Source organism: Escherichia sp. E14S1, from assembly GCF_004211995.1.
Classification (GTDB): domain Bacteria; phylum Pseudomonadota; class Gammaproteobacteria; order Enterobacterales; family Enterobacteriaceae; genus Escherichia.
The window spans coordinates 157,191-169,598 of sequence record NZ_RHJQ01000012.1; the positions used below are offsets into that span (position 1 = coordinate 157,191).

16 protein-coding genes are annotated in these 12,408 nt (G+C 46.5%); 10 read left to right on the forward strand and 6 right to left on the reverse strand.

Features of this window, described 5'->3' with window-relative positions; all coding sequences use genetic code 11:
* Positions 1–53: 53 nt before the first annotated feature.
* Positions 54–800, reverse strand: coding sequence for a scaffolding protein MipA (gene mipA / locus D9734_RS14470; protein ID WP_130208388.1), 747 nt, complete (start codon positions 798–800; stop codon positions 54–56).
* A 435-nt stretch (positions 801–1,235) separates the two neighbouring features.
* Between mipA and yeaG the strand changes: the two genes are divergently transcribed.
* The 5 genes from yeaG to yeaK all read left to right on the forward strand — a co-directional run bounded on the left by yeaG (position 1,236) and on the right by yeaK (position 8,404).
* The gene (gene yeaG / locus D9734_RS14475) at positions 1,236–3,170 is read left to right on the forward strand and encodes a protein kinase YeaG (protein WP_064529211.1); all 1,935 of its coding nucleotides are present in this window, start codon (positions 1,236–1,238) and stop codon (positions 3,168–3,170) included.
* Positions 3,171–3,281: 111 nt separating this feature from the next.
* Entirely contained in the window at positions 3,282–4,565 is a 1,284-nt protein-coding gene (locus D9734_RS14480; protein WP_130208390.1) for a YeaH/YhbH family protein, read from the forward strand.
* Between the two features lie 146 nt (positions 4,566–4,711).
* Positions 4,712–6,187 (forward strand): GGDEF domain-containing protein, encoded by a 1,476-nt coding sequence (locus D9734_RS14485; RefSeq protein ID WP_165383288.1) that lies wholly within the window; start codon positions 4,712–4,714, stop codon positions 6,185–6,187.
* A 180-nt stretch (positions 6,188–6,367) separates the two neighbouring features.
* Entirely contained in the window at positions 6,368–7,858 is a 1,491-nt protein-coding gene (gene dgcJ / locus D9734_RS14490) for a diguanylate cyclase DgcJ (protein ID WP_130208727.1), read from the forward strand.
* A gap of 42 nt (positions 7,859–7,900) precedes the next feature.
* Positions 7,901–8,404, forward strand: a complete 504-nt coding sequence (gene yeaK, locus D9734_RS14495; protein WP_130208392.1) for a mischarged aminoacyl-tRNA deacylase — start codon at positions 7,901–7,903, stop codon at positions 8,402–8,404.
* On the opposite strand, the gene yoaI is transcribed toward yeaK, so the two are convergent.
* Positions 8,405–8,509 (reverse strand): small membrane protein YoaI, encoded by a 105-nt coding sequence (gene yoaI / locus D9734_RS14500; protein WP_130208394.1) that lies wholly within the window; start codon positions 8,507–8,509, stop codon positions 8,405–8,407.
* Positions 8,510–8,678: 169 nt separating this feature from the next.
* Between yoaI and D9734_RS14505 the strand changes: the two genes are divergently transcribed.
* A complete protein-coding gene (locus D9734_RS14505; protein ID WP_130208396.1) occupies positions 8,679–9,125 on the forward strand; it encodes a DUF441 domain-containing protein in 447 nt (148 codons plus the stop codon).
* Positions 9,126–9,206: 81 nt separating this feature from the next.
* Complete coding sequence (locus D9734_RS14510) at positions 9,207–9,554, forward strand: DUF488 domain-containing protein (protein WP_064529217.1); 348 nt, start codon at positions 9,207–9,209, stop codon at positions 9,552–9,554.
* A gap of 21 nt (positions 9,555–9,575) precedes the next feature.
* Here D9734_RS14510 and D9734_RS14515 read toward each other — a convergent pair whose 3' ends face one another.
* Positions 9,576–9,830 (reverse strand): DUF333 domain-containing protein, encoded by a 255-nt coding sequence (locus tag D9734_RS14515; protein WP_130208398.1) that lies wholly within the window; start codon positions 9,828–9,830, stop codon positions 9,576–9,578.
* A gap of 184 nt (positions 9,831–10,014) precedes the next feature.
* Here D9734_RS14515 and D9734_RS14520 point away from each other — a divergent pair, with 184 nt between their 5' ends.
* From D9734_RS14520 to yoaJ, 3 genes are read left to right on the forward strand one after another with little or no spacing between them, the layout of a single operon-like run.
* Positions 10,015–11,040: a sensor domain-containing diguanylate cyclase gene (locus D9734_RS14520; protein ID WP_130208400.1), complete on the forward strand. Its 1,026-nt coding sequence runs from the start codon at positions 10,015–10,017 to the stop codon at positions 11,038–11,040.
* A gap of 32 nt (positions 11,041–11,072) precedes the next feature.
* Entirely contained in the window at positions 11,073–11,171 is a 99-nt protein-coding gene (locus D9734_RS14525) for a YoaK family small membrane protein (RefSeq protein ID WP_001219350.1), read from the forward strand.
* Between the two features lie 2 nt (positions 11,172–11,173).
* Positions 11,174–11,248: a protein YoaJ gene (gene yoaJ / locus D9734_RS14530; RefSeq protein ID WP_001386836.1), complete on the forward strand. Its 75-nt coding sequence runs from the start codon at positions 11,174–11,176 to the stop codon at positions 11,246–11,248.
* A 59-nt stretch (positions 11,249–11,307) separates the two neighbouring features.
* Here yoaJ and D9734_RS14535 read toward each other — a convergent pair whose 3' ends face one another.
* The 3 genes from D9734_RS14535 to yeaR form a co-directional block, all read right to left on the reverse strand.
* The gene (locus tag D9734_RS14535) at positions 11,308–11,556 is read right to left on the reverse strand and encodes a GlsB/YeaQ/YmgE family stress response membrane protein (RefSeq protein WP_064529219.1); all 249 of its coding nucleotides are present in this window, start codon (positions 11,554–11,556) and stop codon (positions 11,308–11,310) included.
* Between the two features lie 148 nt (positions 11,557–11,704).
* Complete coding sequence (locus D9734_RS14540) at positions 11,705–11,887, reverse strand: DUF1869 domain-containing protein (protein WP_064529220.1); 183 nt, start codon at positions 11,885–11,887, stop codon at positions 11,705–11,707.
* A gap of 3 nt (positions 11,888–11,890) precedes the next feature.
* A complete protein-coding gene (gene yeaR / locus D9734_RS14545; protein WP_240725503.1) occupies positions 11,891–12,241 on the reverse strand; it encodes a DUF1971 domain-containing protein YeaR in 351 nt (116 codons plus the stop codon).
* Positions 12,242–12,408 lie beyond the last annotated feature (167 nt).

A 12,408-nucleotide genomic window follows, 5' to 3' on the forward strand; every position in this document is an offset into this window, starting at 1 on the left:
ACAGGGCATTACGCCCTGTTTTTATGCACAAAATGCCCTGGAAAGATGCATTATCAGAATTTGTAGGTGATCCCGGTAGAAATCAGGCCAGTCCAGGATTTATCCACCATCGGGCTGTCGGTAACTTCGTCAGACAGGCGGGTATAGCGCGCGGTGCCATAAACGTTCCAGTCGCCGAGGAAGTTGTAGCTGGCGCTCAGCTCCAGATACGGGCTCCAGCTGTCATTCGGGTTATAGCCACGCAGGCCGCTGCGAGCGGACTCTTTACGCGATACGCCATAATAGTATTCGTTATGGTTTTCGCTGTTCCACTGAACACCGATACCCGGGGTCAGAGTCAGACCACCATTGGTGTAACGGTATAACCAGGCAGTATCCCAGACAATGCCGTTGCTGTTATCCAGGGTATCGCCAGCCAGGGTGGTACGCAGGTAACCATACTGGGTAAAGTGAGCGTAAGACAGACCAGCCATCATGGTGCTCTTACGGTCATCCAGGTGACGCATTTGGTGATCGCCACTGTCTTTGGCTTTGAAGTAGAGCGGCGACCAGTAAGCGGTAATCGAAAGTTTATCCGTTGCATCATTCCACAGGTAGTAACCACCACCTAAGCCACGGAACCAGAAGTTATCGCCTTCGTAGTTGATTACTGGTACTGGGTAAACATCGGTATCGTAATCTTTATAAGGGTGTTCAACGACACCTACGCCTGCGCCCAGGGAAAAATTACCTTCAGCGTGTGCTACGCCTGCAGACGTTGCGATAAGCACTCCAAGTGCCAGAAGTTTGAGTTTGGTCACAATTAATTATTCCTTAAACAAATGTTTAGCGGGCGACAAAGTTTACCCGTCAATACAACGAAACCCAAACTTTTTGCGTTTTCATTTCAAAAGGTAACTGTTTAATTTTCCTGACGCTGATGACGCGGCGCTTACAGCTGAATGAATTTTGCGTTAATGGAGGCATTATTCTTTACATTAGTTATGCAATTTTTATGGATGAGTTGTTGATATGCCATTGAAATTCAGAAAGCCGTGCAGGCAAGTTTCTCAATTGCCATCTACGCTTAATTTTGAAGGTGTATCACCGGGCACGTTGTTCTCATGGTCGGCAGGATGGCATGAGAGTTGCTGTGTTTTAGCAAGAGACGTCGTTCAGTTTACCTCTTCCGGGAGCCTCTACTATTCATATGAACGGCTCTTAACCTGTGCTAAAAAACGAAAGGACGGCATACCATGAATATATTCGATCACTATCGCCAGCGATATGAAGCTGCCAAGGACGAAGAGTTCACACTGCAGGAGTTTCTTACCATTTGTCGGCAAGATCGCAGTGCTTATGCCAACGCGGCAGAGCGGCTATTGATGGCTATTGGTGAGCCTGTCATGGTCGATACAGCCCAGGAGCCCAGACTTTCTCGACTCTTTTCTAACCGGGTCATCGCACGTTATCCGGCATTTGAAGAGTTTTACGGCATGGAAGACGCGATTGAACAGATTGTCTCTTATCTGAAACACGCGGCTCAGGGGCTGGAAGAGAAGAAACAAATCCTGTATCTGCTGGGGCCTGTGGGTGGGGGTAAGTCGTCACTTGCTGAACGACTGAAATCATTAATGCAACGCGTGCCTATTTATGTATTGAGCGCCAACGGTGAGCGAAGCCCGGTTAACGATCATCCGTTCTGTCTGTTCAATCCACAGGAAGATGCGCAGATCCTTGAAAAAGAGTACGGCATTCCACGCCGCTACCTTGGCACCATTATGTCGCCGTGGGCGGCAAAACGTCTGCATGAATTTGGTGGCGACATCACTAAATTCCGCGTGGTCAAAGTGTGGCCGTCTATTCTGCAACAGATTGCCATTGCCAAAACGGAACCGGGCGATGAGAACAACCAGGATATTTCCGCGCTGGTGGGGAAAGTGGATATTCGTAAACTCGAACACCACGCCCAGAACGATCCGGATGCCTACGGCTATTCCGGTGCGCTGTGCCGCGCCAACCAGGGGATCATGGAATTTGTTGAGATGTTCAAAGCACCGATTAAAGTGCTGCATCCCCTGTTAACCGCCACTCAGGAAGGTAACTACAACGGGACGGAAGGTATCTCCGCCCTGCCGTTCAACGGGATTATTCTCGCCCACTCGAACGAATCTGAATGGGTGACTTTCCGTAATAATAAAAACAACGAAGCCTTCCTCGACCGTGTCTATATCGTGAAGGTGCCATATTGCTTGCGTATTTCCGAAGAGATCAAAATCTACGAGAAATTACTTAATCATAGTGAATTGACTCACGCGCCATGCGCGCCAGGCACGCTGGAAACATTGTCACGTTTTTCCATTCTTTCGCGCCTGAAAGAGCCAGAAAACTCCAGCATTTATTCGAAGATGCGCGTTTATGATGGCGAAAGCCTGAAAGATACCGATCCGAAAGCCAAGTCATATCAGGAATATCGTGATTACGCGGGCGTCGATGAAGGGATGAACGGTCTGTCTACGCGTTTCGCGTTTAAGATCCTCTCCCGCGTGTTCAACTTCGATCACGTGGAAGTGGCGGCTAACCCGGTTCATCTGTTCTACGTTCTTGAACAGCAGATTGAACGCGAGCAGTTCCCGCAAGAACAGGCCGAACGCTATCTGGAGTTCCTGAAAGGCTATCTGATCCCGAAATATGCCGAGTTTATCGGCAAAGAGATTCAGACGGCCTACCTTGAATCCTATTCTGAATATGGGCAGAACATTTTCGACCGTTATGTCACCTATGCGGATTTCTGGATTCAGGATCAGGAGTATCGCGACCCGGATACTGGTCAATTGTTTGATCGCGAGTCGCTGAACGCCGAGCTGGAGAAAATCGAAAAACCGGCGGGGATCAGCAATCCGAAAGATTTCCGTAACGAGATCGTCAACTTTGTACTGCGTGCCAGAGCGAATAACAGTGGGCGCAATCCGAACTGGACCAGTTACGAAAAACTGCGCACGGTCATTGAGAAGAAAATGTTCTCCAATACCGAAGAGTTGTTGCCGGTCATTTCGTTTAACGCCAAAACCTCAACCGACGAGCAGAAGAAACACGACGATTTTGTCGACCGTATGATGGAAAAAGGCTACACCCGTAAACAGGTACGTTTACTGTGCGAATGGTATTTGCGCGTACGTAAATCGTCTTAACAACAACGGCCCGGTGCGCATGCGCCGGGCCTACAACGACAGCGAACCGTGTGCCAGACAGGCGGCAACACAGGCGTAGCATACAGTTGGCAAATGCAGTACGGGGGGCATATGACCTGGTTTATTGACCGGCGTCTGAACGGCAAAAATAAAAGCATGGTGAATCGCCAGCGTTTTTTACGCCGTTATAAAGCGCAAATTAAACAGTCGATCTCCGAGGCCATTAATAAGCGTTCGGTGACCGATGTCGACAGCGGCGAGTCCGTTTCCATTCCAACGGAAGATATCAGCGAACCAATGTTTCATCAGGGGCGTGGCGGCTTGCGCCATCGCGTTCATCCGGGCAACGACCATTTCGTACAGAACGACCGTATTGAGCGGCCTCAAGGCGGCGGCGGTGGTTCTGGTAGCGGTCAGGGCCAGGCCAGCCAGGACGGTGAAGGTCAGGATGAATTCGTCTTTCAGATTTCGAAAGATGAGTATCTCGATCTGCTGTTTGAAGATTTGGCTTTACCAAATCTGAAACAAAACCAGCAACGCCAGTTGACCGAATTTAAAACGCATCGCGCGGGTTATACCGCTAACGGCGTTCCGGCCAATATTAGCGTGGTACGCTCATTGCAAAATTCGCTGGCGCGACGTACCGCGATGACCGCGGGCAAGCGGCGGGAACTGCACGCGCTGGAAGAAAATTTAGCGATAATCAGCAATACTGAACCTGCGCAACTGCTGGAAGAGGAACGCTTGCGCAAAGAAATTGCCGAACTGCGAGCTAAAATTGAACGTGTTCCTTTCATCGACACTTTCGATTTACGCTACAAAAATTATGAGAAACGGCCCGATCCCTCCAGCCAGGCAGTAATGTTCTGCCTGATGGACGTTTCTGGCTCGATGGATCAGTCCACCAAAGATATGGCCAAACGTTTTTACATTCTTCTGTATCTGTTCCTGAGCAGAACATACAAGAACGTAGAAGTCGTTTACATTCGCCATCATACCCAGGCGAAAGAAGTTGATGAACATGAGTTTTTCTACTCACAGGAAACGGGCGGCACCATTGTTTCCAGCGCACTGAAACTGATGGATGATGTGGTAAAAGAGCGTTATAACCCGGCGCAGTGGAATATCTATGCTGCGCAAGCATCGGACGGCGACAACTGGGCTGATGACTCTCCGCTGTGCCATGAGATACTGGCGAAGAAATTACTGCCAGTTGTTCGTTATTACAGCTATATCGAAATTACCCGCCGTGCGCATCAGACATTGTGGCGAGAATATGAGCACCTGCAATCTACTTTCGAAAACTTTGCGATGCAGCATATCCGCGATCAGGATGATATTTATCCGGTATTCCGTGAACTGTTTCATAAGCAAAACGCAACTACTAAAGACTAATACCATCAGCCAGGTCATTATTACCTGGCTGATTTTTAGCTTACTGTAAATTATTTAATTTACTACATACGTTAGCTTACAATTGCTTTAAATATGACAGCGCAACCTTTACACAATTTAGTTCCAGAAAACAATCATTCGGAAAAATGATTCGGTTAACACGTATTTTCCCGGGGTTATTCTTTAATTATTTTTTATTGATAGTGAAAATTGATCCTGGTCAAAACTATATATCTCGAGCATCAATAAAATCCAGCACTCACATTGCTCTCCTTTTTATGATTTCTATGTGTACACAAAAGCTAAAAGCACAAAGCTTTTTTATTTTCAGTTTGCTGCTGACATTGATTTTATTTTGTATCACCACCTTATATAACGAAAACACCAATGTAAAACTCATCCCGCAGATGAATTACCTGATGGTTGTTGTGGCTTTGTTTTTCCTTAACGCCGTCATTTTTCTATTCATGCTAATGAAATATTTCACTAACCGTGAAATTTTACCAACACTCATTTTAAGCCTTGCATTTTTAAGTGGCATTTTCTATTTAACTGAAACCATTGTCATTATTCATAAACCTATCAGTGACAGTACGCTTATTCAGGCTAAATCAAATGATGTTTCCATATTATATCTGTTTCGCCAGCTAAGTTTCATTTGCTTAACAGCGTTAGCTCTCTTCTGTTATGACCGAAAAAGTATTCTAACGAACAACAAGAAAAAAACCTGCATCCTGTTGTTGGCGCTGATACCTTTCATGTTGTTTCCCTTACTGGCACACAACCTGAGCAGTTATAATCCTGACTATTCCTTATACGTCGTAGATTACTGTCCGGATAGCAATTCTGCGAGCTGGGGAATTAACTACACAAAAATTTTGGTTTGTCTGTGGGCATTTTTGCTGTTCTTTATTATCATGCGCACACGACTAGCAAGCGAACTTTGGCCGTCAATAGCGTTATTATGTCTGGCATCGCTCTGCTGTAACTTACTTCTGCTGACTCTGGATGAATACAATTACACCATTTGGTACATCAGTCGTGGTATCGAAGTTTCCAGCAAACTGTTTGTTGTTGCTTTTCTGATTTATAACATTTTTCAGGAGCTGCAACTCTCCAGCAAACTGGCGGTTCATGATGTGTTGACCAATATTTATAATCGCCGTTACTTTTTCAACAGCGTAGAGTCATTATTGTCGCGACCTGTTGTGAAGGATTTTTGTATCATGCTGGTAGATATTAACCAGTTCAAACGCATCAATGACCAATGGGGGCATCATGTGGGTGATAAAGTGCTGGTTTCAATTGTCGATATTATCCAGCAAAGTATCCGCCCCGATGACATTTTAGCCCGTCTTGAGGGGGAAGTATTTGGCCTGCTATTTACCGAACTCAATGCTGCCCAGGCAAAAATTATTGCTGAACGTGTGCGTAAAAATGTCGAACTCCTGACCGGCTTTAGTAACAGGTATGCTGTTCCTGAACCAATGACTATCAGCATTGGCAGTGTTTTTTCCACCGGAGATACGCACAATCTTTCACTTGTCATGACAGAAGCAGATAAAGCCTTACGTGAGGCGAAAAGCGAGGGAGGCAACAAAGTGATTATTCATCGTCTTTGAGTGCAAAAATATTCACAGCCATGCTTTTTGCGTGGCTTTTGCATACAATTAATATCTAATACCACTAAATTTCTCCTCCCCAACGGCACAGAGATGAGTATAATTAGCGCCCCTGTGCCAGGCCGCAATCGAACTTTAACTGGTTTTCTCATTTCACTAACCGAAGGAGTGCCATTTATCATGAAATTGCACCATAGAATGCTCCGGCATTTTATCGCCGCAAGTGTCATTGTGCTGACATCTTCCTTCCTTATTTTTGAACTTGTCGCCAGCGACAGAGCGATGAGCGCCTACTTGCGCTATATCGTCCAGAAAGCGGATTCCTCCTTTCTCTATGATAAGTATCAAAATCAGAGTATTGCCGCACATGTCATGCGCGCACTTGCTGCTGAGCAGTCAGAGGTGTCGCCAGAACAGCGACGTGCTATCTGCGAGGCTTTTGAAACGGCCAATAATACTCATGGATTAAATCTGACGGCCCATACTTATTCTGGCTTGCGCGGGACATTACAGAGCGCATCCGATGACTGTGACACAATTGTGGAAGCAGCGGCGCTATTACCCGCATTTGATCAAGCGGTGGAAGGCAATCGCCATCAAGATGAATATGGTTCCGGTCTTGGGATGGCTGAAGAGAAATTTCACTATTATCTCGATCTCAATGACCGCTATGTCTATTTTTATGAGCCGGTCAATGTTGAATACTTCGCCATGAATAACTGGTCGTTTTTGCAATCAGGAAGCATTGGCATTAACCGTAAAGATATTGAAAAGGTGTTTACCGGTCGCACCGTGTTATCGAGCATTTACCAGGATCAGCGTACCAAACAGAATGTGATGAGCCTGCTGACGCCGGTTTATCTCGCAGGTCAACTTAAAGGGATAGTGCTGCTGGATATCAATAAAAACAACCTGCGGAATATCTTTTACACTCATGACCGCCCTCTCCTCTGGCGTTTTCTCAATGTTACGCTTACCGATGTAGATTCGGGTCGGGACATTATTATCAACCAGAGTGAAGACAATCTGTTTCAGTATGTCAGTTACGTCCATGACTTACCTGGCGGAATTCGCGTTACATTATCCATTGATATTCTTTACTTTATTACATCTTCATGGAAAAGCGTTGTCTTCTGGCTGCTGACGGCATTGATATTACTGAATATGGTGCGCATGCACTTCCGCTTGTACCAAAACGTGACTCGCGAAAATATTAGCGATGCGATGACCGGATTGTATAACCGCAAAATATTGACTCCTGAATTGCAGCAACGCTTGCAACGCCTGGTTCAGGCAGGTTCTGCAGTCATGTTCATTGCTATTGACATGGACAAGTTAAAACAAATTAACGACACACTCGGCCACCAGGAAGGTGATTTAGCGATTACTTTATTGGCACAGGCGATTAAACAGTCGATTCGTAAAAGCGATTATGCTATCCGTCTCGGCGGTGATGAATTTTGCATCATCCTGGTCGATTCGACGCCACAAATTGCTGCGCAATTGCCTGAACGTATTGAAAAACGCCTGCAACACATCGCACCGCAAAAAGAGATCGGCTTCTCTTCCGGCATTTATGCGATGAAAGAAACCGATACGATTCACGATGCTTATAAAGCGTCCGATGAACGTCTGTATGTCAATAAACAGAACAAAAACAGCAGTTCATGATAATCTTCTGTGGTTGTTTAGTTATAAATCCAGGAGCGTGAAATGACTGAAGTGGCTAAAGGAAGCGTGACGCATCAGCGCTTAATCGCTTTATTATCACAAGAAGGCGCTAACTTCCGCATCGTCACCCACGAAGCGGTGGGCAAATGTGAAGCGGTGTCAGAAATTCGCGGCACCGCTTTGGGCCAGGGCGCCAAGGCGCTGGTGTGTAAAGTCAAAGGTAATGGCGTTAATCAACATGTATTAGCGATACTTCCTGCCGATCAACAGGCCGATCTGAGCCGACTCGCCAGTCACATTGGCGGGTTACGCGCCTCGCTTGCCAGCCCGGCGGAGGTCGATGAACTCACGGGCTGCGTTTTTGGCGCCATCCCGCCTTTCAGCTTCCACCCCAAACTCAAACTGGTCGCTGACCCACTACTCTTCGAGCGATTCGATGAAATTGCCTTCAACGCAGGCATGCTGGATAAATCAGTTATTCTTAACACCGCAGATTATTTACGCATTGCGCAACCAGAGCTGGTCCATTTCCGCCGTACTGTATAACTAGCTGGCCCGTTCAAGTAGCAAAACGGACAGTACCAGCACAACCGCAATGGCAAAAAACGATGACGTGATAATCAGTGTCTCAATGAACATTTGATCGTTCATGGTTTTACCCCTGGAGATAACTGTTTTCACGTTATTGTTAGCGTACGCAAATGGCAGTTTGATGACAATTCTCCCTATTTTTTATGCAAAAAGTGTAATTAATGTCTGATTCCTGCCCTCAGCAAGCGTAAAGTACGGGGGATAATTATTTTTTGGCAAGGAAACCACGATGTTTGATGTCACTTTGTTAATCCTCCTCGGATTAGCTGCGCTGGGCTTTGTCAGCCACAACACCACTGTCGCCGTTTCAATTCTGGTGTTGATCATTGTCCGCGTCACACCGTTGAGCACCTTTTTCCCCTGGATTGAAAAACAAGGGTTGAGTATCGGGATAATTATTCTCACCATCGGTGTTATGGCCCCAATCGCCAGCGGGACGCTGCCACCGTCGACACTTGTTCACTCGTTTCTGAACTGGAAATCATTAGTCGCTATTGCCGTAGGCGTGATTGTTTCCTGGCTTGGCGGACGCGGCGTCACGTTAATGGGTAGTCAGCCACAACTGGTAGCCGGATTGCTGATGGGTACGGTTTTAGGCGTAGCGCTTTTTCGCGGTGTGCCCGTCGGCCCGCTTATTGCTGCTGGCCTGGTTTCGCTGATTATTGGTAAGCAGTAGTTTTTGCCGCAGCCGCCATAACCATAAAAGCAAAGTGCTATAGTGGCGTGGCAACGTTGCGTGAAAGGGAGAACAAACACGATGAATATTCAGTGTAAACGCGTCTATGATCCGGCTGAACAAGGCGATGGTTATCGCGTACTGGTCGATCGTCTCTGGCCGCGTGGTATCAAAAAAACAGATTTAGCACTTGATGAATGGGACAAAACCATCACGCCTTCAACGGAATTACGCAAAGCCTTTCACGGCGAAGTGATCGATTTTGAAACCTTTCGCGAACAATATCTTGCAGAACTGGCGCAGCATGAGCAAGAAGGGAAACGACTGGCGGATATTGCCCGCCAGCAGACACTAACCCTACTCTATTCGGCAAAAAATACCACGCAAAACCATGCTCTGGTGCTGGCCGATTGGCTACGCAGTTTGTAATTCTCGCCCAGCATCCGGTTGTTATTTTCTATCAGCCGGATGATCCCTGCGCCATAATGCCCATTCATCAATCGTTTCGCCGCCCGGTAATTTGCAATTGTTGCTGACCCCTTGCGCTGTTTGTACCGGAATAAGCGTACCTCCCTTTTGCTGGCAGTATACCGATGCAGGATTAGCCATTCCAACATGTGGCGGTTTAGGCGCATCGGGTTGAGAAGCAGTTGAACACCCCGCCAGGACTAACAGGCAAGGCAAAACAAAACGGATAATTTTCATATAGTGATCTCACTCGTTTATCTACACTTTAGAGTATCGCGGTATCGTTATGTTTTGCAGCACTCTTTCTTTTACATTCATTCGAAATATATTACGTCTGGTTTCATCTTTGTTGATGATGTTTTATCATGCCTGTAAAGATTAAATATTCAGCATTTTACCTACCACCACCTGGAGTTCTTTCGTGTCAGATCAGATCATTGCCCGCGTCTCGCAGTCACTCGCCTCGGAACAGTCTCTGGAAAGTCTGGTCCGGCAACTTCTGGAGATGCTAGAAATGGTTACCGACATGGAGTCGACGTATCTGACAAAAGTGGATATTGACGCGCGCCTGCAACACATTTTGTATGCCCGTAATAGCCAGAAAATGCACATCCCGGAGAATTTTACCGTTTCCTGGGATCACTCATTGTGCAAACGCGCAATTGATGAGAACTGTTTTTTCAGCGATGAAGTCCCTGACCGTTGGGGCGACTGCATTGCGGCACGCAATCTTGGGATCACGACATTTCTGAGCACGCCGATTCACTTACCGGATGGCTCATTCTACGGCACGCTTTGCGCCGCCAGCAGCGAGAAACGCCCGTGGAGCGAACGCGCGGAGCAAGTTTTGCAGTTATTCGCCGGGCTTATTACACAATACATCCAAAAAGAGGCGCTGGTTGAGCAATTGCGTGAAGCTAATGCGGCGTTGATTGCGCAATCTTATACTGACTCTTTGACGGGACTGCCGAATCGAAGGGCAATTTTTGATAATCTGACGACACTGTTTTCTCTCGCGCGGCATCTGAAACGTAAAGCCATTATTGCCTTTATCGATCTGGATAACTTCAAATTAATCAATGACCGTTTTGGTCATAATAGCGGCGATCTGTTTCTTATTCAGGTTGGCCAGCGCCTTAACACACTACATCAGAATAGCGAGATTATTGGTCGTCTCGGCGGTGATGAATTTTTGGTCGCGTCGCTGGCCGATGAAAATGCCGATATCCCGTCATTGCGTGAGCGTATTCAGCAGCAAATACGCGGTGAATATCACTTAGGTGATGTTGACTTGTTTTATCCTGGCGCCAGCCTCGGCATTATTGAAGTGGATCCTGAAACAACTGATGCCGACAGCGCCCTGCATGCCGCCGATATTGCAATGTACCAGGAGAAAAAACACAAAGAGAAAAAACCTTTTGTCGCGCATTCAGCTCTGGATTCCTGAGGCGTATTCACATCCTTTTGATTGGTGATAACATGCGAATCGGTATTATTTTCCCTGTCGTAATCTTTATTACGGCAGTCGTATTTTTAGCGTGGTTTTTTATTGGCGGCTATGCTGCCCCGGGGGCATAAAGATGAAAAAAACAACGATTATTATGATGGGTGTTGCGATTATTGTCGTCCTTGGTACCGAGTTAGGATGGTGGTAACACTGCATCTGTAAAAATAGCAAAGGCTGCGAAAAAGCAGCCTTTGTTTTATTTGAGCGTTAGCTTTTGACTTTTCTGTAGATAAACAGCACGACAAGCGCACCGATCACCGCAACCACGAAGCTGCCAAAGTTAAAGCCATCGACTTTACCAAAACCAAACAGTGTACTGATCCATCCGCCGACCACGGCGCCGACAATCCCCAACAGGATAGTCATGAAGAATCCACCACCATCTTTACCTGGCATAATCCACTTCGCCAGAATACCAGCAATAAGCCCAAAAATAATCCATGACAGAATGCCCATTTTATCCTTCCTTATCTGTTTTGTATTAGCGAGTTGGTCGCTAATAAAAAGCATAGCACAACATCAAAGAAGTAAAAATTGTGATGAGCATCACGCATATTTTTTTTGCGATGGCGCATAAAATGGCGAATTTTTCTATCAGGTAAAATTACCAGCCACAAACATCATGTTCGTTTTCTGTGTCATAAGAGCGCACCGTGTTCACAAGATCTTTTAACACTTCCGCCGCAACTTCTGGCACCAGCAATGTCATCGGTGTCTCTGTTTCGTAATCAACAGAGACACCATTACTGTTATTGGTGACGGTTACGGTATACGTTGCTTTGCCCATAATTCATCTCCCGGTATGAATGACTTTCCGTTGTTTTGCGCCTTCCATCAGGACTTCAGGGGCAACGAAGAAGTCGATGTTGAAATAAGTATCGTCAGTCATGGCTTCAATGTTGTGCCATTTTTCCGGCGGGAACACCGCAAATTGCCCCGCTTCGATAAGGATCACCTGATCAGGTTCTGTGCTGTGTTCATCAGCATAGCCGAGATATTTGACCGCCCCATGCATAACGGACAATCGAGGGTAAACCCCGGGACGAGTTCCTTTATCAAGATGACGTTCGAATATTCCGGCAGGTGCGGTTTGTTTATTCCAGAAAGGTGTTGAGCGTGTATGAATGTAATTCTGTGGGATTTGTAGCATCCTTCTCCCTCCTTCGGTAAATGCGCTGAAAACCGTTTATTCCAGCCGTTTCAGGGTACGCCTGATAATTTGCATTTTAAATACCATTTATTGGTTACTTTTTAGCACTGCGTCAACGTCCAGGCGCGGTAGCGTTCAGGAGGGAAGCCCGCGGGATC

Bases quoted from the DNA above. Each gene is read 5' to 3' on its own strand.
- yeaG (WP_064529211.1), top strand. From the start codon at position 1,236: ATGAATATATTCGATCACTATCGCCAGCGATATGAAGCTGCCAAGGAC.
- D9734_RS14480 (WP_130208390.1), top strand. From the start codon at position 3,282: ATGACCTGGTTTATTGACCGGCGTCTGAACGGCAAAAATAAAAGCATG.
- D9734_RS14485 (WP_165383288.1), top strand. From the start codon at position 4,712: ATGATTCGGTTAACACGTATTTTCCCGGGGTTATTCTTTAATTATTTT.
- dgcJ (WP_130208727.1), top strand. From the start codon at position 6,368: ATGAAATTGCACCATAGAATGCTCCGGCATTTTATCGCCGCAAGTGTC.
- yeaK (WP_130208392.1), top strand. From the start codon at position 7,901: ATGACTGAAGTGGCTAAAGGAAGCGTGACGCATCAGCGCTTAATCGCT.
- yoaI (WP_130208394.1), bottom strand. From the start codon at position 8,509: ATGAACGATCAAATGTTCATTGAGACACTGATTATCACGTCATCGTTT.
- D9734_RS14505 (WP_130208396.1), top strand. From the start codon at position 8,679: ATGTTTGATGTCACTTTGTTAATCCTCCTCGGATTAGCTGCGCTGGGC.
- D9734_RS14510 (WP_064529217.1), top strand. From the start codon at position 9,207: ATGAATATTCAGTGTAAACGCGTCTATGATCCGGCTGAACAAGGCGAT.
- D9734_RS14515 (WP_130208398.1), bottom strand. From the start codon at position 9,830: ATGAAAATTATCCGTTTTGTTTTGCCTTGCCTGTTAGTCCTGGCGGGG.
- D9734_RS14525 (WP_001219350.1), top strand. From the start codon at position 11,073: ATGCGAATCGGTATTATTTTCCCTGTCGTAATCTTTATTACGGCAGTC.
- D9734_RS14535 (WP_064529219.1), bottom strand. From the start codon at position 11,556: ATGGGCATTCTGTCATGGATTATTTTTGGGCTTATTGCTGGTATTCTG.
- D9734_RS14540 (WP_064529220.1), bottom strand. From the start codon at position 11,887: ATGGGCAAAGCAACGTATACCGTAACCGTCACCAATAACAGTAATGGT.